Annotated in this window: 25 protein-coding genes and 1 pseudogene; 12 read left to right on the forward strand and 14 right to left on the reverse strand. The window is 45.5% G+C overall.

Annotated elements, in window-relative coordinates; translation table 11 throughout:
* Positions 1-12 precede the first annotated feature (12 nt).
* Positions 13-1,041, reverse strand: a complete 1,029-nt coding sequence (gene pyrC, locus PK654_RS18375; RefSeq protein WP_271700522.1) for a dihydroorotase — start codon at positions 1,039-1,041, stop codon at positions 13-15.
* A gap of 171 nt (positions 1,042-1,212) precedes the next feature.
* Between pyrC and PK654_RS18380 the strand changes: the two genes are divergently transcribed.
* Positions 1,213-3,042, forward strand: a complete 1,830-nt coding sequence (locus PK654_RS18380; RefSeq protein ID WP_271700523.1) for a hybrid-cluster NAD(P)-dependent oxidoreductase — start codon at positions 1,213-1,215, stop codon at positions 3,040-3,042.
* Positions 3,043-3,050: 8 nt separating this feature from the next.
* Here PK654_RS18380 and PK654_RS18385 read toward each other — a convergent pair whose 3' ends face one another.
* Both PK654_RS18385 and nadE read right to left on the reverse strand, forming a co-directional pair.
* Positions 3,051-3,383, reverse strand: a complete 333-nt coding sequence (locus tag PK654_RS18385; RefSeq protein WP_271700524.1) for a hypothetical protein — start codon at positions 3,381-3,383, stop codon at positions 3,051-3,053.
* Between the two features lie 158 nt (positions 3,384-3,541).
* Positions 3,542-4,372, reverse strand: a complete 831-nt coding sequence (gene nadE, locus PK654_RS18390; protein WP_271700525.1) for an ammonia-dependent NAD(+) synthetase — start codon at positions 4,370-4,372, stop codon at positions 3,542-3,544.
* Positions 4,373-4,459: 87 nt separating this feature from the next.
* On the opposite strand from nadE, the gene PK654_RS18395 reads away from it, so the two are divergent.
* Entirely contained in the window at positions 4,460-4,999 is a 540-nt protein-coding gene (locus tag PK654_RS18395) for a nicotinate-nicotinamide nucleotide adenylyltransferase (protein WP_271700526.1), read from the forward strand.
* 239 nt (positions 5,000-5,238) lie between these two features.
* On the opposite strand, the gene PK654_RS18400 is transcribed toward PK654_RS18395, so the two are convergent.
* Positions 5,239-5,844: an AraC family transcriptional regulator gene (locus tag PK654_RS18400; protein WP_271700527.1), complete on the reverse strand. Its 606-nt coding sequence runs from the start codon at positions 5,842-5,844 to the stop codon at positions 5,239-5,241.
* A 243-nt stretch (positions 5,845-6,087) separates the two neighbouring features.
* On the opposite strand from PK654_RS18400, the gene PK654_RS18405 reads away from it, so the two are divergent.
* Entirely contained in the window at positions 6,088-7,197 is a 1,110-nt protein-coding gene (locus PK654_RS18405) for a 1-acyl-sn-glycerol-3-phosphate acyltransferase (RefSeq protein WP_271700528.1), read from the forward strand.
* 71 nt (positions 7,198-7,268) lie between these two features.
* On the opposite strand, the gene PK654_RS18410 is transcribed toward PK654_RS18405, so the two are convergent.
* Positions 7,269-7,868, reverse strand: a complete 600-nt coding sequence (locus tag PK654_RS18410; RefSeq protein WP_271700529.1) for a hypothetical protein — start codon at positions 7,866-7,868, stop codon at positions 7,269-7,271.
* A gap of 135 nt (positions 7,869-8,003) precedes the next feature.
* On the reverse strand, positions 8,004-8,312 hold the full coding sequence (locus tag PK654_RS18415; protein ID WP_271700530.1) for a YfcZ/YiiS family protein: 309 nt from the start codon (positions 8,310-8,312) through the stop codon (positions 8,004-8,006).
* Positions 8,313-8,595: 283 nt separating this feature from the next.
* Here PK654_RS18415 and PK654_RS18420 point away from each other — a divergent pair, with 283 nt between their 5' ends.
* Positions 8,596-9,054, forward strand: coding sequence for a TetR family transcriptional regulator (locus PK654_RS18420; RefSeq protein WP_271700531.1), 459 nt, complete (start codon positions 8,596-8,598; stop codon positions 9,052-9,054).
* A 73-nt stretch (positions 9,055-9,127) separates the two neighbouring features.
* On the opposite strand, the gene PK654_RS18425 is transcribed toward PK654_RS18420, so the two are convergent.
* Positions 9,128-9,382, reverse strand: a complete 255-nt coding sequence (locus PK654_RS18425) for a YgjV family protein (protein WP_271700532.1) — start codon at positions 9,380-9,382, stop codon at positions 9,128-9,130.
* Positions 9,383-9,665: 283 nt separating this feature from the next.
* Positions 9,666-10,184: a GNAT family N-acetyltransferase gene (locus tag PK654_RS18430; protein ID WP_271700533.1), complete on the reverse strand. Its 519-nt coding sequence runs from the start codon at positions 10,182-10,184 to the stop codon at positions 9,666-9,668.
* A 175-nt stretch (positions 10,185-10,359) separates the two neighbouring features.
* Here PK654_RS18430 and PK654_RS18435 point away from each other — a divergent pair.
* Positions 10,360-10,461 (forward strand): annotated as a pseudogene (locus tag PK654_RS18435) (thiol-disulfide oxidoreductase DCC family protein); the annotation flags it as partial.
* Between the two features lie 7 nt (positions 10,462-10,468).
* Positions 10,469-11,464, forward strand: coding sequence for a DUF3080 family protein (locus tag PK654_RS18440; RefSeq protein ID WP_271700535.1), 996 nt, complete (start codon positions 10,469-10,471; stop codon positions 11,462-11,464).
* A 40-nt stretch (positions 11,465-11,504) separates the two neighbouring features.
* Here the strand turns inward: PK654_RS18440 and PK654_RS18445 are convergent, their stop codons facing one another.
* From PK654_RS18445 to PK654_RS18470, 6 genes are all read right to left on the reverse strand, one after another.
* Positions 11,505-11,891 (reverse strand): ribosomal maturation YjgA family protein, encoded by a 387-nt coding sequence (locus PK654_RS18445; RefSeq protein ID WP_271700536.1) that lies wholly within the window; start codon positions 11,889-11,891, stop codon positions 11,505-11,507.
* Positions 11,892-11,918: 27 nt separating this feature from the next.
* Entirely contained in the window at positions 11,919-12,485 is a 567-nt protein-coding gene (locus tag PK654_RS18450) for a class GN sortase (protein ID WP_271700537.1), read from the reverse strand.
* Complete coding sequence (locus PK654_RS18455) at positions 12,467-14,434, reverse strand: marine proteobacterial sortase target protein (RefSeq protein WP_271700538.1); 1,968 nt, start codon at positions 14,432-14,434, stop codon at positions 12,467-12,469. Before PK654_RS18455 ends, PK654_RS18450 begins: the two co-directional genes overlap by 19 nt.
* A 97-nt stretch (positions 14,435-14,531) precedes the next feature.
* Entirely contained in the window at positions 14,532-15,014 is a 483-nt protein-coding gene (locus tag PK654_RS18460) for a hypothetical protein (RefSeq protein ID WP_271700539.1), read from the reverse strand.
* Positions 15,015-15,093: 79 nt separating this feature from the next.
* Positions 15,094-15,345, reverse strand: a complete 252-nt coding sequence (locus PK654_RS18465; protein WP_271700540.1) for a hypothetical protein — start codon at positions 15,343-15,345, stop codon at positions 15,094-15,096.
* A 192-nt stretch (positions 15,346-15,537) separates the two neighbouring features.
* Positions 15,538-16,257, reverse strand: coding sequence for an SDR family NAD(P)-dependent oxidoreductase (locus tag PK654_RS18470; RefSeq protein WP_271700541.1), 720 nt, complete (start codon positions 16,255-16,257; stop codon positions 15,538-15,540).
* A 433-nt stretch (positions 16,258-16,690) separates the two neighbouring features.
* On the opposite strand from PK654_RS18470, the gene PK654_RS18475 reads away from it, so the two are divergent.
* From PK654_RS18475 to PK654_RS18500, 6 genes are all read left to right on the forward strand, one after another.
* The gene (locus PK654_RS18475) at positions 16,691-17,050 is read left to right on the forward strand and encodes a type II toxin-antitoxin system RelE/ParE family toxin (protein WP_271700542.1); all 360 of its coding nucleotides are present in this window, start codon (positions 16,691-16,693) and stop codon (positions 17,048-17,050) included.
* Complete coding sequence (locus PK654_RS18480; protein ID WP_271700543.1) at positions 17,031-17,336, forward strand: helix-turn-helix domain-containing protein; 306 nt, start codon at positions 17,031-17,033, stop codon at positions 17,334-17,336. Before PK654_RS18475 ends, PK654_RS18480 begins: the two co-directional genes overlap by 20 nt.
* A gap of 303 nt (positions 17,337-17,639) precedes the next feature.
* On the forward strand, positions 17,640-19,109 hold the full coding sequence (locus tag PK654_RS18485; protein WP_271700720.1) for a cobyric acid synthase: 1,470 nt from the start codon (positions 17,640-17,642) through the stop codon (positions 19,107-19,109).
* The gene (locus PK654_RS18490) at positions 19,106-20,419 is read left to right on the forward strand and encodes a cobyrinate a,c-diamide synthase (protein ID WP_271700544.1); all 1,314 of its coding nucleotides are present in this window, start codon (positions 19,106-19,108) and stop codon (positions 20,417-20,419) included. Before PK654_RS18485 ends, PK654_RS18490 begins: the two co-directional genes overlap by 4 nt.
* Entirely contained in the window at positions 20,416-21,018 is a 603-nt protein-coding gene (locus tag PK654_RS18495) for a histidine phosphatase family protein (protein ID WP_271700545.1), read from the forward strand. Before PK654_RS18490 ends, PK654_RS18495 begins: the two co-directional genes overlap by 4 nt.
* Positions 20,991-21,599, forward strand: coding sequence for a histidine phosphatase family protein (locus PK654_RS18500; RefSeq protein ID WP_271700546.1), 609 nt, complete (start codon positions 20,991-20,993; stop codon positions 21,597-21,599). The genes PK654_RS18495 and PK654_RS18500 overlap by 28 nt, the downstream gene beginning before the upstream one ends.
* Positions 21,600-21,610 lie beyond the last annotated feature (11 nt).

A 21,610-nucleotide genomic window follows, 5' to 3' on the forward strand; every position in this document is an offset into this window, starting at 1 on the left:
ATCCAAGGCAGGTTAAACAACTTTCCAGCTAATCTCTTCACCGGCTTTTACCGGTACTACGATATCTTCACCAAATGGCATAGATTCGGCTACTGTCCAACTGGCTTTTTCCAGTGTGACTGTATCGCTGTTGCGTGGCAGGCCGTAGAAGTCAGCGCCGTTAAAGCTGGTGAATGCTTCCAGTTGCTCAAGCTTACCTTCCTGTTCAAATACTTCCGCATACAGCTCTAATGAAGCGAAGGCAGTGTAAAGGCCGGCGCATCCGCAGGCGTTCTCTTTATTGCCTTTGGCGTGTGGTGCTGAGTCAGTTCCGGCAAAGAACTTCTTTGAGCCGCTGGTGGCGGCACTGATAAGCGCTTGCTGATGGCTGCCACGTTTAAGAATAGGCAGACAGTAGAAGTGAGGCTTAATACCACCAACCAGCATATGGTTGCGGTTATACATCAGGTGATGGGCAGTAATGGTGGCCGCTACGTTATCACCGCCCTGCTTAACAAAGTCTACTGCGTGGGAAGTGGTAATATGTTCAACCACGATTTTCAGTTCAGGGTAACCATCCACGATTGGTGACAGAACCTCATCCAGGAACTTCTTCTCACGGTCAAAAATATCCACTTCATGAGTGGTAACCTCACCATGGATCAGCAACAGCATGCCAACTTCCTGCATAGCTTTAAATACCGCTGACATTTTCTCAATATCTGTTACACCAGAATCAGAGTTAGTTGTCGCTCCGGCAGGATAGAGTTTAGCGGCAACTACTTTTCCGCTTTGTTTTGCCTTAACGATCTCTTCAGGTGTAGTATTATCAGTCAGATAGAGTGTCATCAGCGGTTCAAAGTGTTCGCTGTTATTGTGGCTCATAATCCTTTCGTAATAAGCCTTAGCCATTTCGGTGTCGGTAGTAGGGGGGACAGTGTTGGGCATGATAATGGCTCTGCCGTTATAGCGGCTGATATCACGAACGGTATCTTTAAGTACTGAGCCGTCTCTGAGGTGGACATGCCAGTCATCCGGACGAGTAATGGTAAGTTTTGTCATTGCTGCTCCCTTATATTTGCGACACTGGAGCCTGAATCACTTTTTCAGGTGCTCAGGCGACTGGATGATAGAGGAAAAGATCAAAAGTTTCATTACAAAACAGCAAAAACAAGTAAAAAAAGTAAACGTTTGCGTTTTATGCGTAATCAGAGCACAAAGGAAAAGTAAGTTATGTCAGTCAAAGCCGAATCGGCCGTTTCACAAATCAATATTTTCCCTATTAAGTCGACTAAGGGAATCTCCCTTTCCAGTAGTTGGGTGGAAAAGCAGGGGCTGGTGTTTGACCGCCGTTTTATGATCGCTAAGCCTGATGGCAGCATGGTTACGGCGAGGGCTTATCCGCAACTGGTAAAACTAAGAACAAGCTTGCTAGGTAATGGTCTGGTGCTTAGCTATCCCGACAAAGACGAGCTGAAACTCTCTATTAACGAATTTGAAATGCAGCAACAGCAGACGCAGGTGTGGGGCGATACTTTTACCGCTTATACCACAACGGATGAAGCGGATCAGTGGCTGAGTGCTCTTCTGGAGGAACCCGTCAGGCTTCTTTATACGGGTGAGCAGTCAAACCGTATCAGGCCAAAGATCGGCCACAATGTCTCATTTGCTGATGGTTATCCGTTACTGGTGATTAGCGAAGCGTCACTGGCAGAGCTAAACCGCAGGGCGTCTGAAACTCAGTATATGGAACAGTTCCGCACCAATCTGGTGGTAACGGGTGATGAAGCTTTTATTGAAGATAGCTGGAAACGGATTCGTATCGGTGAAGTAGAGTTTGAGATCAGAAAGCCGTGTGAACGCTGTATATTGACTACCGTAGATCATAAAACCGGTCAGTTTAGCCCGGCTAAAGAGCCGCTAAAAACCCTTTCCCAGTTCAGGGCCAACGAAAAGGGCGGTGTCTTCTTTGGGCAGAACCTGATTGCCCTGAACGAAGGTTGTATCACTGTCGGTGATCAGGTTGAAGTGCTGGAGTACAAAGAGAAAGAGTTCTATGCAGATAACAGCAGCGAGAGCCTGAAACTCACTTGCGTAGAAAAAGAAGAAGTGGCCAAAGATTTCGTTACCTTCTGGTTTGAACCAACCCACGGTGTGTTGCCGGAGTATCTGCCGGGTCAATACTTGCCAATCGAAGTGGAATGCGAAGGTAAAAAGCTTTGCCGTTACTACACACTCTCATCCAGCCCAAGTCGTATGGGGCGTTACGCTATCTCTGTTAAACGAGTCGATTCCGGTCAGGTATCAAACTGGTTAATTGAGAATGTCAAAGTGGGTGATGTTCTTCAGGCAGATACCCCGCAGGGAAGCTTCCACCTGACAAGCAGCGTGACGCAACCTCTGTTGCTGCTGTCTGCCGGCAGTGGGGTAACGCCAATGATTTCAATGCTGCGTTATCTGGCGGATCATAAACAGCTTGACGATGTGGTGTTCTACCATCAGTGCAGCACGCTGGATGATATTCCCTTTAAGCAGGAGTTAGATGCACTGCATGAAGAGTTTTCCGGGCTGAAGATCATTATCTCCCTTAGTCAGGCACACGATGAGTGGCAGGGGGTTAAAGGCAGGCTGACCTTGTCGCACCTGAAGCATATTCCCGATCTGGATCAGCGTCAGGTGTTTGTCTGCGGACCAACTGGCTTTATGCAAAAAGCCAAGAGCCTGCTGGTCAGGCTTGGTTTACCTGAGTCCAGCTATCATCAGGAGAGTTTTGGTCTGGAGCAGCAAGACAGTGCCCCTTTGCAAAAAGTGTCCATTCAGTTTAATGGTGAAACGATTGAGGGTGACAACCAGAGCTCACTGCTTCAGCAGGTTGAGAAGGCCGGTTTTGCTATCTCAAATAGTTGTCGTGCCGGACTTTGTGGTGCCTGCCGTGTCACTCTGGAATCTGGTGATGTTGAACATGCCGATGTTCCGGCCATTAATGATGCTGAGAGAGAGCAGGGTGAGATTTTAGCTTGTTGTAGTGTTCCTAAGTCGGATCTGGTTGTCTCTGATGAGTAGGAAAGCGGCTAGCTGAGCAGATAAAACTCCATAGGGTTGGTGATCTCAATACTGCGTGTGGCATGCAGAAGATAATCTGACACACTGGTTATCACGTATGGATATCCTTTCGTGATGATGTCTCCAACCTTAAGCTTGTTGAGGGGTTTATTGCTGGTGGAGCAGACCCACTCTTTATGGGCGTGATCATTGACCGTAACCAGAGAAACACTGGCTACCGCGGTAACACGATTGCCGTTATTGGCAGTGACAACAAACTGTTGACCCGACAACATATGTTCAACCCGGGTTCCCGGAACCAATTGTTTTAGAGTGTGTAAGCTGTTCGGCGAAGAAGACATAATGGATTTTACTGCTTTTATACCATTGGTGAAGGTTATCAATGACAAGGGCGGAATATCAAATAGTTTGCTAATTTTGCCGGAAGGAGTTGAAGGCAGCGCAAAAAATACCGGCAGTTAAGCCGGTATTTTGCTATTTGGAGCGGTCCAGATAACAGTTAGTCATAAATCGTCGGGATAGGCTGACGCTTATGCTGAGTCGCTTTGTAGATAGCGACAATCTTATCGCTCACTTCTTTGGATACCGGTTTGTTTTCAAGGAAGTCATCTATCTGCTCATAAGTCAGATTCAGGGCATCTTCATCGGCTTTTTGCGGAGCCAGTTCTTCAAGATCGGCGGTCGGTGTTTTCTCAACCAGAAGGGAAGGAGCGCCCAGCTCTTTCGCCAGAGCTCTTACCTGACGTTTGCTCAGGCCAAACAGCGGAGCTAAGTCGCAAGCACCATCACCAAACTTGGTGTAGAAGCCAGTGATGTTTTCAGCAGAATGATCCGTACCCAATACCATACCACCGACATAACCAGCGATTTCATACTGTGCCACCATGCGGGCACGCGCTTTTACGTTACCTTTTACAAAGTCTTGCTTTGCACTGTCTTCAGGCAGTAGTCCTGTTCCGGTCAGTGCTTCACCTGTAGCGGCGTGCAGACCGTCAACACCAGATTTGATATTCACTGAAACCGAGTGGCTTGGTTGGATAAATTGCAGCGCAAGCTGGGCTTCGTCTTCATCTTTCTGCTCGCCATAAGGCAGGCGGACAGCGATAAACTGGTACTCGTCTGACTTTGCTTCTTTGTTCAGGCTATCTACGGCAAGTTGTGCAAGACGACCACATGTGGTTGAGTCAACACCGCCGCTGATACCCAGAACCACATTACGGCAACCTGACTCAGTCATTTTCTGTTTAATGAAGTTTACCCGGCGCTCTATTTCAAACTGAGGGTCTATGGATGGTAGAACTCGCATCTCTTCGCGAATCATCTGTTCCATTTGGATTCCTTTTCCTGATACTAAAATGTTGCAATTGGTATTATCATACCCCATTCATCTGAGTAGAAAATAGCGAATATAATCCGAATGAATAAAAGCGAAGCAAAACCGGGCAAAATAGCCGTATTTGGCAGCGCATTTAACCCGCCAAGTCTGGGGCATAAGAGCGTGATTGAGAGCCTGAGCCATTTTGATTTGGTACTTCTGCTTCCTAGTATCTCCCACGCATGGGGCAAAGAGATGCTGGAGTTTACTACCCGTTGTGAGATGGTTGAGCTGTTTATCTCTGATCTGAAAATGGACAATGTCACCCTATCAAAGGTTGAGCAACAGCTACATAAGCCGGGAGAGAGCGTTACCACCTTTGCGGTTCTGTCAGAGCTGCAAAAGCGCCATCCTGATGCGGAAATTACTTTTGTATTGGGGCCGGATAATTTGCTGAACTTTTCAAAGTTCTATCGCGCACAAGAGATACTGAGTAACTGGTCTGTACTTGCCTGTCCGGAAAAAGTGGCGGTGCGCAGTACTGATATACGTCGCGCTATTGCTGAAGGAGAGTCGGTTGCTGCACTCACAACCCCAGGCGTGGTGGCATTTCTGCAACAACATAATCTTTATGGCCTCTAACTCTGAACGACTAAATAACTGTTCCTAAATATACGTCACTTCGGCAAATATCGAACACAAACACGCGTAAACCCATCCATGGGGCTCCGTCGCGCCATCCTTGGCGCGGAGGGTTTGTTTTTCGATATCTGCCTGATGACAAAATCTGTAGCACAATTAAGAACAGTTATTTAGCTATAAACTAGTAGATAGGATCTAATAGGGCAGCGATTATGCTGCCCTTGTTTTGACTTGCCGAATTATAGGGCTTTTCCCAGAATCATAGCCGATAGATTCTCGTAATCCTGCTCTGAACCGGCAAATAACTCATCGACAATAGCCGCTCTCTTGGCCCCGGAAAGTGCTCTTTTACGCGCTTCTCTTACCTTTAAAGCCAGAACCAGTTCAGGGTTAATGGCATTGCTGTTTTCAGTCCAGCGGCTGATTTGCTCACTCAGGGCATTTACAGATAACTTAGGCTTAAGTTGTGCGCATTCAAATCTCAGAACTTGCAGCAGGCTACTTTGATAATCAGCACTGATATTGCCTTGCTGAAGTTTATTGATTGCCGCAGAAGCAATACTCTGCAATTTGATATAACCCGCCTGTGATGAGAAGTTATCACTTAAACGCACAGAAAAGGTTACTTCGCTACAGACGGTCTGCGGCATATAGGTCACCGAAGCCAGACAATCAAGAGGCAACCAGAATGCTTCACCTGCCTGCAAAGCATATTCGTTCTTACCTAGCCGGATCAGAACCAGCCCCGATTTAACGGCAAGAAGAGCGTGCTTAACGGTTTTTTTTCTTGGTGTGACAACAAGGTGTTGGTTGTCACTCTGGCGGTGTTCAATAGCGTAGTTCATGGTGGCCTCTTCAAATAAGGCGCATACAATACCTTGTCTTAAAAACAAAGCCAACAGGTAAGCGTATACCCAAGTAACCTCAAGATGCTTTTTGAGGTCACTTGGGTATATTAGTCAAAGATGTCATTTTTATGATCTGGCTTACAGATGTGGTCTGACCTGATCGATAAAAGCCATTATAAAGCTGCGGGTAAGGTAAAGTGCGCGTAGAATTAGCGCGATTTTGTATATACGTAGAAGAAAATGAATTCAGAAAAAGATATTTACCAGGAAATCAGGCCATATAACGATGATGAAATTGGGCCGGCTCTCGACAGACTGATACACGACAAAGAATTTATTGATGCGGTTTTAAACCACCGCTTCTCAAACCGCTCTGACTGGTTTCAGACATTGATGAGTCCGTTGCTTAAGGTTTACCTTAAGTTTAAATGGGCAAAGTTCAACAGCGTTTACAGCATTCAGGTTGAAATTGAAAAATACCTGCGCAAAGTTCTTGAAGAAACAACCAACGGAGTGACCTTCTCCGGGCTGGAAAAACTGGACAAAAATACCGCTTACCTGTTTGTTTCTAACCACCGCGATATCGCTATGGATCCTGCGCTGGTGAACTATGGTCTGCATAACAATAATCATAAAACTGTACGTATCGCAATCGGTGACAACCTGCTTAAAAAACAGTGTGTTACGGAGCTGATGCGGCTAAACAAAAGCTTTATTGTAAAGCGTTCAGCGAAAGCGCCTCGTGAGCTGATGAAAGCGCTGGGTTTGCTCTCTTCTTACATCAAACACTCCCTTGATACCGGAAACTCTGTCTGGATTGCCCAGAAAGAGGGTAGGGCAAAAGATGGCAATGATGCTACGGATGCCGCGATTCTGAAGATGTTCCATGTAAATGGCCGTAAGAGCAAGGTTGCTTTCCCTGACTATATTAAGTCACTGAAAATCGTACCGGTTGCTGTCTCTTACGAGAATGATCCTTGTGATATCGCTAAAGCCAATGAACTCTTCTCAAAAGAGAGTGAAGGTGGCTACGAGAAATCTGAGTTTGAAGATATCACCAGTATTATCCGCGGTATCCTTGGTTACAAAGGCAAAGTGAACGTCGCTTTTGGTGATGTTATCGAGCAGGATTTTGAAACACCGGAAGCGCTGGCAGAAGAGCTGGATCGTCAGATTCATCAGCTGTATAAGCTGTATCCAATTAACCTGCTGGCTGCAGGGCAGGAAGACAGTTCAATCACTGATAAGGTAAGAGCTGATTTTGATAAAAAGCTACAAGAGCTGCCGGAAGGCGCACGCTCTTATCTGATTGATATGTATGCCAACCCGGTAAAAAACAGCGCTAAGTAGTTATTCTGTTTAGGTTTCAAATAACAAAAGAGGAAGCACGGCTTCCTCTTTTCAGTTCTGCCCAGTCTGTTTTATCTGGCAACAGCCCCGCCAAGTTTCAGCTCTTCCGGCCACTCTGTAATCCGGTTTCCTCCTAAGAATATATTACCGTCTACGGTCATTTTGTTAGGAAACTTAGTGATACGGGAACCTCCGATATATAAGTTACCTTCAACGTGGATATTGTCGGGAAGGGTTTCAATCGGAGTACGTATCAGGCTAAGGTCGCCTTTTACGTGCAGGGCTGGCGGAAGGGTCTTTAACAAACTGTCGTTAAAGTTAAGGTAGCCTCCGGCATCAACGCCCATCGGCCACTCCTCTATCTGAGAGCCAAGCAGGTTTACATAGCCCCTTATTTTCGTTCCCGGAGTGATAAATTTCAGGCTGCTGTTGGACGCAATAAGATGACCATTAATTACCAGGCCTTTTGGCAGACGTTCAATGGGGGTCTTAGCAATGTTCAGGTTACCCGTCACTTCCAGACCGTCTGGCAGTGAAGTGTAAGGTTTATTGCGCAGATAAAGATTGCCGTAGTTGTCCAGATGGTTGAGCATTTTGTAGTGATCAAGCTGCTTGGCCGGCAGTGCCAGCGAGGTAAGCAGTAGTGAACAGAACAGGAATCTTTTTTTCATAGCAGCAGTCAGGTGTTGGCTTTAATACTGTATCGGCGGAAAGTGGCAAAGCTTAAAGCATTACCTTACAGGTAGAAAAAAGCGGGCAGTAATTACCCGCTACTTCAAAGTCTGTACCTGAAAGGTAAACCGATTTTAGGAGATTGAGCGAGATTTAAGCTCGAAGATCAGTTTTTCAGCGCTTACTTCAAACCTGAAGCGGGCATGCAGCTCTTTGCTCTCTTCTGTCAGCGAAGACACTTCAAACTGAACATCACTGTTTACTGATTTAGCCAGAGAGACATATTGCTCAAAAGCCTGTTCTAACTGCTGTTTGGACTCAGCAAAAAGAGACACTTCAGCAACCTCATCACCTTCTTTAATGATAAAGCCGACTTCAGCACTACAACCACAAGCCTCACATAGCTGGTTCTCTTCTTGTTGGATTTTCTTTTCTTCTGTCATAACGAATCCTCTTACATCTAAGGCAGTAATAGTACCCAGCACCAGCGCTTCTATCCAGCAAAAATTAACAATGGCTTATATATTAGCAATCCTATTATTGGGATAATCTATAGGTGAGCTTTTGCGCATGTTAAATACCGCACAAAAAACCGTATTAATCGGCGTTCTTGTAACAAGGTATTTCTCTTTACTCTTTTCAGTTTTTCCCTTGTGTATTATGCCGTTCAGACCGTGTGAAAAGCCTTCACACTACAGACTATCAACTAACAGAAGATACAGTAGTATGCCAAGACGTAACCGGAAAGAGACTTTGCAGACCATAAAAATCATAACCAGAGCTGCAGAGCACCAAATGACCACCATTGGCTATGATGCGATGTCCTACACAACTTTAAGTGAAAAGACCGGAATTTCCCGCACCGGTATCAGCCACCATTTTCCGTGCAAATCAGATTTTATCATCGCACTTAGTGACAAAATCTACCGGCGTTTCATTGCCTACCTGAATCTGGATAGTGACTTAAACGCATTTAGTAACAGCTGGAGCGAATCATTTAGCAAAAGAAAGTTTAGGGGAATTTTGAAGCTGACTCTGCGTAATTTGATTACTAACGATGACTCACACCAGAGTTCTGTCAGCTTTATAGAAAACCTGACTGCGCTGGTGGTAGATAAATTCGGCAGAGATGGCAAGCAGGAGCTTGAACGGCTTATGGGGCAGTCAATTTTACTTTTGAAATAGCAACTTGGCTGCTATGGATACAAAAAAGGCTCTGATAAATCAGAGCCCTTACTGAGAAATGTTCAGTCAGCGATTACGCTTTAACTGCTTTCATCTCTTCAGCTTTCTTTTCCTGACGCATTTTAGTCAGGAAGTATACGTTAACTACCGCGATAAATGCGTTAGTAGCAACAACTGGCATAGCGCCAATCATCAGACCGTATGCAACGAAAAGGCTACAGCCGACAAAGTTAAGCACACGTAGCTTAACGATATCTTTCATAGTTAGTGAAATAGCAACCATGATAGATGCTGCGTAACCCATAATCTCAACTGTATTGAAATCCATTATTAGACCCTCTGTCTTGAATGCCGATATCTCGGTACCAGTCTTCTCGTCTTGAGATAATTGAGGAAGCTCCGTGCCCCGAATGGTTCGTTTACTTAAGTTGGAAACACTATAGCAGTGGCAAGTCTGTGATGAAAGCCACAAAAATAGAGAAATAGAGAGTTAGCGATTACGCAAGCGTTTGCCCTCAAAAATTTTTTAATTAGAAACTAAATTTGTGGAGGTAAAACGGAGTTAAGAATAAATCTTGGGCACTGGCTCACATAAAGCAGGGGAGAAACCTTTAGTTTGCTTCTCTCAGGTCTGCAGCCATGATTGATACTTCAGCGCCACTGTAGTTTTCTTGTTTGAGTAACTGCCAGCCAAGTCGCTTATAAAAGCAGGCTTGATCTTCAGTAAACAGGTACAGAGTTTCAATACCGGTTTGTTGCACCTGTTTCATCACTTGTTCAATCAAAATGGATCCCAATCCCTTACCACGGTGCTCCGGGCTGATATAGACATTAGCAAGCCATGGTGAGAGGTGTTGGTTTGTTGTCATATCCTGTTTCAGAACCGAAGCACTACCGACAACTTTGTCACTGTCCAGCAGAACCCTGGTAGCAGGGACGGCTTCTTCGTTAAGGCAATGTTCAATATCCTGCACAAACTCCTGAAAAGTACTCTCCGGGTACAAAGAGTGCCATTCGTTATAGTGCCAGCGGGCAATTTCTTCCGTCAGGTGAGGGTGCTGTGTTAAATTTTCTACCTTCATATGGGGACTTAGTTTAGGTTGCTTGGGTTTATAGCTTAGGATAGCCATTTTTGATTCAGGCTAGTATGTTGGCTTAAGCGGATCAAAGCCAGAAGTCGCTGCTAAAATCGCAATAGTGATCGAATTTAAGCAGCAATACGTAACACTCTATTGAACGGTTAAATTAAGGATTGTAGCCATGGCAAAACTGACCCTGTTTTACGATGGTAGCTGCCCGTTATGTGTCAGGGAGATGGCAGATAAACTTTATCTCTTGCTTGCCAGAAATCGTTATCGTATTTCATTTCTGCTTACCGGAAAATCCCGTTGCGATTGCAGCAGGTAAAATAAATATGCTCAGGCCAATTGCGCTGCTGATATTACCGCTGCTCTCTGCTTGTGGTTTTGAAGCGAAACAAGACCAGCTATTTGACAACTACCTTGGCAGGCTGAGTACAACCCTTGCCGTTGAAACGCCAGACAAGCCGCAAATTAATACCATAGAACTATCCGCTAAACGCGAGCTTGAGAAAGCGATCCCCCGTATAAGCATGGGCGTTCTGCAAAGCTACCGTTTCAGGCAGTGTGGACTGTTTCAGGTAATCGCAGAGAAGAACTCTATACTTGGCAAAGTTCAGGATCATTTTGCTAACTTTGACTATCAGTTGCGCCTTCTGACTACATTAGATAATTGTCTGGACAATGCAGAGCTAAGTGAACAAGAGCGGCTCACTTTAGGTGAGATAAAACAGCAGAAAACCAAGCACCTGCCTATGCACTGGCATAACCTTATGGTGTTGTCGGATGAAATTCGTGGTCAGCTCTCCAAAAGCAGCTGGCTCAGGGTGGAGGATTTTACCCTGACAGGTCAGGCAGTTCCTGCTTTCAGAGCGCTTTTAAGCCCGAAATTAAAGCCAACCGGGAACTACTCTGAATGTGAACCAGTCACCCCTTATCAGCAAACAATAGAAACGACCTTATTGACCGGGCCGTTAATCTATTCCATGCGCAGAAGCAGCCAATGGCTGGATTTAACTACAGAGCAGCTAAACAGAAACAAACATAAGATCATCTGCGCAAACAACCGCAACAGGCAGACTTTCGATTACCTGAGAAATATCTTTTATAAGTACTATATTGATGAGCTTCAGCGATATGTTAGCCAGATAGATCAGCTTTATCTCGAGTTGAGCCCGTATCTGCCACCGTTATACAAACCGTTCGGAACGGAACAAGCAGTTGATCCCGTACAGGAACATGCAGCCTTTCGCCAGTCAGTGAAGTCACACACTCAGTTCTGGCAGAACACTTTTCAGCGTTGTGGCTACCAGATTAGTTCAGGTTCTTAGCATACTGTTATATGAAATACACAAACTAATAGTAATAAAATTACCCTTGATATGTGCCAAAGGTACTTGCCGCAATAAGGCCGCTATCTATGAGTACACAAATTGTGGCTCCAACGGTATAGGCGAGAATATCCAACCAGTCGTAGGTTGAACCGAGTGCAATCCTTAGCAGAGGGTAATTTTCCAAACTAAAAACGGCGGTGTGTTGGATGAACTCAACCAGATAAGAAACAACAGCTACGCCTATGCCTAGCCGGAGCGGGCTATAACTAATCACAGTACTAGTGCAGAAATATAGCCAGATAACGACAATGACATCGCCGAGAAAAGGGCGGACAAAGCGGTCATCTACGTAAAAGGCGATATAGATCAGTATCAGAAATAAAATAACGCTGATAACAGCACGAACGGTTGAAAAACGAATCATGTGAACACTCTTGGTTGAGCAGTGAGCTTATTCTGCTTTGGCAAAGACCACATAGCGCAGCTCACCTCCTGCCTGTACGGCATCAAAGGGGTAACAGGTAATCAGTGTCAGCCAGTGCTCTCTTGTCTGTTGAAGATAGAGCTCATCAGCAGAAACAACAGTCATGCTCTGAACTATATAGGTCACTTTTTTGCCTTGATTGTTTTCTATAACGAGCTGATCGTTTTCACGCAGGTTTTTCAGAAAGGCAAAATGAGTATCTCTGTGGCCTGCAATAACACTGTTGCCGGCTTCCCCCGGTAAGGAGGAGTTGCTGTCATGGCCGGGGCCGAAGGCAAGGCTTTGTCCGGAGACGCCAGCCAGTATTACCTGAGATACTTGCAGGCGCGGGTTATACAAACGGGCGATGGGCATGGTATCTGCCCAGGGCCACGCTTTTACATCGCTCTGGCTTTGCTGCGACTTATTCCAAGCCCGCTCAATCAACACTTGTGCGGCATAAGCTTTTAAAGGAATCCAGCTTCCTTTTACAAGCAGAACTGTGCCAATAACCAGCCCGACAACTGCCAGCTTTGTTATTGTTTTCTGCGCCATACCAGTAGGATCGTTACGCTGAACAGAACCAGCAGTAAACCCGCAATCTGTAATAGCTGAGCGTTAGTAGCAGTCTGAGGTGCGGCCAGTTTTTTCGCTTTAACTTCGCGCTCTTCCACGGCAACCAGACTGGTGTATTTAGTAATTAAGTTATACCGAAGGGCTATGTCTACTACCTGCTTGCGAATGCTCTGCTCGGGTACACCAAGCATTCTTTGATCCATAAGGGAAGCCACCTGCTTGCGGGCAAACAGCGAATCTAATCCGGTTTTTTCCGCTCCCGGCGTTAAGGAAACTGTGGTCTGCCACGGTTTTTCTGAGGTTTTCCCCTTAATGACCAGTTTCTCTACCTGCTTCGGAGTACGGATTGACAGAGTTAATGGCTCGCCAAGATACAGATCAGGTATAGGGTTAGGGTAGAACTCAACTTCACCCTCAGGTGAAGTCACTGAGATATCACTCATTGCAGCACGATCAAGCTTGCTAAATAACTGATTCATTTTTTCGTTTACTTCGCGGGTGTTGCCAATATAGGCAAAAGAACCGCCACCGGCCGCTGCCGCTCTCTCCATAAAATAGGAGTTTGGTGCCGAGCCTATGCCCACCATAAACAAGCGGGTTTTTCCGACTTGACCATGAATGGCTTCAAATAGTTGTTCTTCGTTGCTGATGGCTCCGTCGGTCATAAACACAACTTGCGGAATTGCACCATTGTCCGCTATCCGGCTCTGGTTAAGGGCGGACTTAAGCGCACCAAGCATCTGAGTGCCGCCCTTTGCCCGCAGGATAGTGATGTTACGTTTTGCTTGCTCTATATGTTCTGCTGTCGCCGCAACTGGCTGATCGAACAAAATGTAGTGATTGTTGTTAAACACAACAATGTTGAATTTGTCCTCAGGCCTTAGTTTGTCCAGTGCCACAAGCATGCTGGCTTTTAGTCCTTCTATTGCCGTACCACTCATCGAACCGGAAATATCTATCACGAAAACAATGTTGCGTGGCATATGCTTGTTTAGCTGCACAGGTGGCACCAGCATCAGAAGGCTATAGTTACTTTGCTCTTTTTCTTGCATAAATAAAGCAGCGTTAATTTTGGCAGCGCTACCGGGCTTCCATGTCAGAACAAAGTCCTGAGACACTTGTTTTGCCGCTGCCGACTCGCCTTTGTACTCTACGGTGTATGCGTTATCTTGTTCTTGTTGCCTTTGTACTGTTACTTGGTGATAGGCAGAACTGATTGAGTCAGCTTCAAAGCCGGGGCGTAAATCTATGGAAATTGCCAGCGGGCTATTCTGACTATCTGGGGTAACTTGCGGAACCTGTTCAACGGACCAGCCACTGAGGTTCAATTCTCCCTCTACACCCTGAGCGAGTTGTGAACTGGTATCCGGTGTGTAGCGTGGGGTGATTGCCGTGGGAAAGCGCAGGCTGAAAACACCATCTCTGTATAGCACTTGCTGCTGATACTCGATTTCAATAACAACTGTCTCGCCAGCGCCTATGTTGGCAACCTTGGTGGTAAACATATTCGGCCGGTTTTGTGCCAGAAGTGATGCTTTTTTCCCTTCGCTTCTGGCTTTTTCATATATGCGCTTTGCCTGTTTTTTATCTTTTATTTTGCCGACTATAACCTTTGTGCCTATCTTCATACGTAAGGCGTCCACACCGCTGTCCTGTGGAAGGGGAAAAACATATCTGGCATCTTGCAGGACATTGGTGTTATTAATAAAAGTCTGCTTTACCAACACCCGTGATGTCAGGCCGTTGATATTCATTTTTACCTCCCTTGCAAGAGAGGGGGCCGGGGTAAACAGACCGTCAGAGCTTGCAAATAGTAACTCTCCACGGCTGATATCTTTAAAATGAACATCTTCCGGATTTAGGGTTGCGTAGCTTGCATGGGAGAAAAACAAACATGCCAGCATAAAAAGTACTAGGTTCTTTTTCACGATCATTCTTCCTTGCGGTGTTAATCCGCGAAACGAGTGTGTGTATCACTCAAGTGCTAAAAAATCGCTTCTGGTCTGGTTAAAACCGAAGCAAAAGCTATTCAAAACTGTCAGCAAAAAATAGCGCTTCCAAAGCGACTGGTTCTCCACTCAAACTTCCTCTGTATATCTGACAGGTAATTTGAGGAAAACCTTTTAAATCAATATTCCAATGGCACATTCCCAAGTACTTTTCACCATTCTTCTGAAAGGCTATTTGTAACACTTCTGCTGTATCACCATCTTGGTTGATGCTTTGCAGTTCGGCATCAGCAGACAAGGTTTTTCCCGCCAGTTCACGGCTTATAAAAAGGAAAAGACCTTCACTCTCAAAGGTGGCATGGATATAGGTGCGGCCAAGGTAGCTAGCACCAGTATCTTTATTGAACCCCAACAGGTGGTAGTGACCATGCAGCACATGCTGGGGTGATACCGGATACTCAGAATCATCCGTTGATATTGAGTTCATCGCATTATCTTCATTGGGTATGGAAATAACCAATAACAGTACAAGCAATGCAAAACAGATCTTTGTGAGCATTTTCTATACACCATACGAAGTACGCCTTATTGTTGCTCCGCCTTAATCGCTTCTTGTGGCTTCAAAAGGATCGGCGGTTTTATTGGCAAACGGCTCTGTTATCACGGGTTGAAACGGTTTTAAGGTCTAATAACTTACCTTGGTTGTAAGTGCGGTACTCAATAACGCCTCCCTGAAACTGTTCAACGATGCCGGTAACAGGCTTGTTATCGGTAACTCTGTAAGTGATTTTTTTCTGAGTGTAGGTAGGTTCGCTAATAACCTGATAAGTGGCGCAGCCTGAAATAACTGAGACAACGATTATGGCGAAAATAGATTTGAACAGACGCATAATTCCTCAATATAAGTTTTTCGTTATAAACTCGTTTTATATGCGCGAAGATACAGATATAGAGGCGATATTTCAGAATAAAAGTGTATCTATATATTTCAAAATGGCGTTGAAGGAGTGACAACTTCTCGTGCGATGTATGATGATGAAGTTATGAAGAATAAGAGTGGATCTGACGGACTAAATCTTACCTTAGGGTTCAATTTCACTACCGTCCCAGGCAAAGCATTTTCCACTCTGTTCTTGGGTAAGTTGATCAATAACGTTATGCAGGCACTCAGTAGCGTAGTCAGGTGAAAATACCTTATTTTTCGGAATGTTATTTTGAAACGGTTTAGATAGCGGGCTATTCACTGTGCCGGGGTGAAGGCCTGCTATGATGGCCGATTTGTTTACTCTCTCTGTTTCTATAGCAATACACTTTGTCACCATATTCAAGGCCGCTTTTGAAGCCCGGTAAGAGTACCATCCTCCCAGGCAGTTATCAGAAATGCTGCCGACTCTTGCGGAAAGAACGGCAAACACCGAACGGCTTTGCTTATTCAGTTTCGGTACAAAGTGCTTAGCCATTAATGATGGAAGTACGGTATTGATATGCAGATATTTTTGCATCTGTTCTGCTGATATTTGTTTTATGGATTTTTCCGGCAAAAATTCATTGCAGTGAAGCAGCCCTACCGTCACTACAACCAAATCAAGAGGGTAGGCAGAGCAACAAGCGTCAGCGCAAGATTGCAGCTGGTGTTCGTCGTTGTAATCTATTTTATGGTGAGTCACATTCTCTATCTCAGTGTTTTGAGTATGTCTGGATAGCGCATGAATAGTCGCCTCTGGGTAGTTAGCAGCAACCAGTTTTGTCAGCGAGGAGCCTATAGTTCCGGAACTTCCTATAATGGCAATGTTTTTATACATAAACTGTTTTCCATAAATTGTTTAAGGACCATACGGTTGGAAACAGCGAAAAGATCAGATAAGTCAGGTAGCAGCGTATGGAAACTAAACGCAGCTCTAATCTTATTAAGTTTGAACGTTAGATACGGCTTGGGTGGTCATAATGATATTAAGCGGTTAACTATCGAAAAATAGCAAAGCTGACATTTACATACCTTGTGTTCATAACGGACTTTTTTCTTGGCGCTAGTTTTCACCTGAGTGGGATAACCTTCTGTTTTATCAGGTTGAAAGTGTCGAATGATATGAAATATATGTTATATGCCTCGAAAATATGAAGTTATTTGTACCCATTGGACGATTATTTAGTTAGCTTTGATGAAGTGTATAGATTGCAATCTATATTGATTGGGGTCTATAATTTTTCTGGCAACTACTGAAAGTGATTAAATGCATGTGGAATGTGGTTTTGCGTCCGGTTTTTATAGACTGGTTTCGAGCTCTGGAAAGTAAAGACAAGATTAATGTTAGAGCTTCCATTGAACTGTTGAAACAAGTGGGGCCGAACCTTTCGAGACCTCATGCTGATACGCTAAAGGGGAGTCGCCTTAGAAAGCTAAAGGAGCTTAGAGTGCAAAGCAGCGGGAAACCTATAAGGGTGCTGTTTGCTTTTGATCCTGAACGGCAATGTGTTGTTTTATGTGGTGGTAACAAAACTGCTGACAAAAAGTTTTATAAGAAAATAATACCGTTGGCGGAGCGAGAGTTTTCAAAACATCTAAAGGAGCGAAACAATGAAAAGCCAACCTCTTAATGTTCTTGATGAGTTAATGAGTGAAGAAGAGCTGGAACAGGCAAAGGTAAAAGCTGAGTCAATGCTGTTTGAGTTAAATCTGGCAGAGCTTCGCCACCTTGCTCAAAAGTCGCAAACGGAAGTAGCTGAAATAATGGGGGTTAAGCAGCCAACTGTTGCGAATCTGGAGAAAAATGGTAAAGATGTAAAACTACTATCGCTTAAACGCTATGTCGAAGCTTTGGGTGGAAAACTAACTCTTAATATAGAGCTATCTGATGGCTCTCACCGTGGCTTGGATATCTGAGCTTTCTTGGTACTTTGAGCACAAAGTTTGTCATTTAACTGCTCAGCTAGTTTATTCGTACCTTTGTATTTCTATACTTCATACGCCTACCTAAATCCCATACGATTAACCAAAACTGTGCCCTTACTATCAATTCTGACAGTGTAATAATTCACGGTTTATTGCATAGTAGGGTGATGCAGATTATGTCTCTTTTTGAGTTACATAGAGAAAATTCAGACAGATAGGGTATGGCGATTTACAGGTACTTTATCTGAACAGAGCAAATGGTGGCTTCAGGTGTTTGAAAAAAACAATCTACTAATGGTGCAAGGCACCACATCCGATGCAGGTAAAAGTGTGCTGGTGGCGGGTTTGTGTCGGGTGTTAGCCCGCAAAGGCGTTAAGGTGGCGCCCTTTAAACCACAGAATATGGCACTGAATAGTGCTGTCACCGTTGATGGTGGTGAGATAGGAAGGGCGCAGGCAGTACAGGCCTATGCTTGCGGAATTGAACCGACAACGGATATGAATCCGGTGCTGCTGAAGCCGAATACCGATATTGGTGCTCAGGTGATTATCCATGGTAAAGCATTGACGGACATGGATGCCCAGAGCTACCACGCTTTTAAACCCAAGGTGATGGGGCATGTCATTGAGTCATTTGATCGCCTGAAAGAAGAATATCAGGCGGTAATGGTGGAAGGGGCGGGTAGCCCGGCCGAGATTAACCTGCGAGAGCATGATATTGCCAATATGGGGTTTGCCGAAGAGGTAGATGTGCCGGTGATTATCGTCGCGGACATCGATAAAGGCGGTGTTTTCGCTCATCTATACGGTACTTTAGCTCTGCTGAGTGAATCAGAGCAAAATCGCGTTGCCGGTTTTGTGATTAACCGCTTCCGTGGCGATATTGCTTTGCTGGAGTCAGGATTAGACTGGCTGGAAGAGAAAACCGGTAAACCGGTAATTGGTGTATTGCCGTACCTTCATGGTCTGATGCTGGAAGCGGAAGATGCCATCAATATTAGTCAGCTTAAGAGTGATGAACCGCAGCTCAAGGTGGTGGTGCCGGTAATTCAGCGCATCAGTAACCATACGGATTTTGATCCGCTGCGTATGCACCCTAATGTCGACCTTATCTTTGTCGGTAAAAATCAGCCATTACCTGCGGCAGATTTAATTATCCTGCCGGGTTCAAAAAGTGTCCGCAGCGACCTTGAGTTTGTCCGCCAGCAAGGGTGGGATAAACAGATTGCAAGGCACCTGAGATTTGGCGGTAAAGTGATGGGTATCTGCGGCGGTTATCAGATGTTGGGTGAGCTCTTGTCAGATCCTCTTGGGATAGAAGGCCCTGCCGGTTCCAGTGAAGGGTTGGGTTATCTGCCGATTGAGACGGAACTGAAAGATGATAAGCAGCTTAGAAGAACTCAGGGAACCATAAGCTTACCGGGGCAGGACAAAGCAGATGTGTTTGGTTATGAAATCCATGCCGGAGTGACTAAAGGTGTGAATGACACCGCTCCCCTTATGTTGGAATCCGGTGCTGATGGCTATATTAGTGATGATGGTCTTGTGTTTGGCTGCTATCTGCATGGTATCTTCGAATCTGAACCTGCCTGCGCTGCCATTTTGAGATGGGCAGGACTGGCTGATGCCAAAGGGTGCGATTTTGAGCAAATGCGTGAAGAGGGCATTAACCGAGTGGCGGATGCGATTGAACAGTATCTGGATCTTGACAAACTATGGCCGGGCTATTCGAAATGGCAAAGCACTCAACAGGAAAGCAAATGAACAGAAAAACCGTCTTATGTCCGGCTTTAGTTGTTGCTGCACCGAGTTCCGGCAGCGGAAAAACTACAGTAGTGGCCGCCCTTGCCAGACATTTCACTCAGCAAGGTAAAAAGGTACGGGTGTTTAAAACCGGCCCTGATTTTATCGACCCTAACTTTCTCTCTTTCGCCTCGGGAAATCAGGTCTATCAACTTGATTTCTGGATGTGTGGTGAAGAGCACTGCAAAAGGCTGGTGGCCGAAGCTGCACAAGAAGCTGATCTTATCCTGATAGAAGGGGTGATGGGCATGTTCGACGGCCAGTGTTCCAGTGCCGATATTGCTGCAACTCTTGGTGTCCCGGTGCTGGCGGTTATCGATGCCGGAGCAATGGCACAGACATTTGGCGCTATCGCTTACGGTCTGGCCCATTTCCGCGACGACATCAAAATGCATGGTGTGGTGGCAAACCGCGTTGGCTCGGCGGTACATGCGCAGATGCTAAGAGAAGCACTGCCTTATGATCTGGCCTTTTGCGGCTATCTGCCCAAACAGATGGAGCTTTCGCTGCCCGAAAGGCACTTAGGTCTGGTTCAGGCACAAGAAGTTGAAGACCTTGATAACAAATTGGATCTTGCTGCTAAGCTGATTGCCGAAAACAGCGATATTCCTCTGCCTGAGCCGACAGAGTTTGAGTTAACAGAATCAGAACCCTTGCCGGCAAGCCTTACTGGTACCACAATCGCTGTCGCCTATGACACGGCGTTTAGTTTTATTTATCAGGCAAATATGGATCTGCTTTATCAGTCAGGTGCTGAAATCTGTTATTTTTCGCCCATTAACGGGGAAGTGTTACCTGAGTGCGATGCGATATATCTGCCCGGCGGATATCCTGAGCTTTATCTTCAGGAACTGGAACAGAACAGCATTTTACAGCAGCAGATCAGAGACCACGTGGAAGCAGACAAGCCTGTGCTGGCCGAGTGTGGCGGTATGCTTTATCTCAATAACACTCTGGCGGCTGTTGAAGGCGAAACAGGGCAGATGTGTGGTGTGTTGAATGCTAAATCAGAGATGCAGACAAAACTGGCAGCCTTGGGTTTAGTGGAAGGAAAGTTGTCAGAAGGTGCTGGTTTGCGTGGCCATACTTTCCATTACTCTAAAACAGAGTCTAATGAAAAAGTGCTGTGTCATCCTATTTCACAACGCGGCAGAAAGACCGATCCAGTCTGGTTGCATAAAAAAGTTGTTGCATCCTATATTCACTGGTATTTTCATTCAAACCCTGAGTTAGTTGTTCGAATATTTAAAGGTGAAATAGCACAAGGATGAGAGTCATTTTAGTCCGCCACGGACAGACTGAGTGGAACCTGCAAAACCGGATACAGGGCTGGATGGACAGCCCACTCACCGCCGGAGCCATTGAAAACACGCATCAGATGTCCCTTCCCACCCTGACTAACCCTGTGATCTTTTGTAGTGATTTAGGCAGGGCAAAACAGACCGCCGATATTGTCGCTACTGACTTAAATGCTGAACTGGTTGTCGATGATCGTTTAAGAGAGCGTGGTTTCGGAATTCTTGAAGGTTGTGTAATTGATCAGGATCCTGAGCTCTATTATGAGTGGATGGCTTATCGCGCCCGCTACCGTGAGAAGATGGATGACGTTCTTGGTGTTGAGACAGAGGAGGAACTGGAAGATAGAATCAGTTCCTTTATCAGCATGGTAAAAGGCGACTACGCAGATTGCGATATTATCCTTATCAGCCACGGGGAGTGGTTAAGGGCATTTCAGAATATTACTCAGCATCAGCCAAGCTGGCACAAAGGCGGTGGTATTGTTGATAACACGACTCCACTGGAGTTGGTATGGCCTGAACCGGAAAGGAAAGAGAACAGAACATGGCATCAACCAGAATTACCCTGCTAAGACACGGCCTGCCGGAAGGTGATAACTGCTTTCGCGGTCATACCGACTTTGCCATCACCGATAAAGGGTTGCAGCAGATGCGGCGCTCAGTTGAGCCCTTATGTAACTTTGAGGTTGTAGTGAGCTCACCCCTTTCCCGCTGTGCTGATTTTGCCGCAGAGTACGCAAATGAGCATCAACTGCCTCTTCAACTGGAACCTGGCTGGATGGAGATCAATTTCGGCGACTGGGATGGTGAAGAGAAAGATACTGTCTGGCAGCATTCGCAACAGACCTTGAGCCGCTTCTGGGACGACCCGTGGAATACAACTCCGCCTAATGCTGAACCTCTGATTGACTATGATAAGCGAATAAATGCTGCATGGGGTCAACTGCTGGAGCAGCATAAAGGTAAATCGGTTTTGCTGGTGACACACGGGGGTGTGATAAAGCAGGTGATGCGTCAGATAATGCAAATGCCTGAAAATGAAAAATATTTGCACAGGCTTAACATTCCTTATGCTGCACTTGTGGCCATATCTGTTTATCATGATGAAAACGGAAAACAGTGGCCGCGACTAGAATGGCCGGTCGCCGACTAAATCACTAAACG

It is taken from the genome of Vibrio sp. SCSIO 43137, assembly GCF_028201475.1.
Taxonomy (GTDB): Bacteria; Pseudomonadota; Gammaproteobacteria; order Enterobacterales; family Vibrionaceae; genus Vibrio.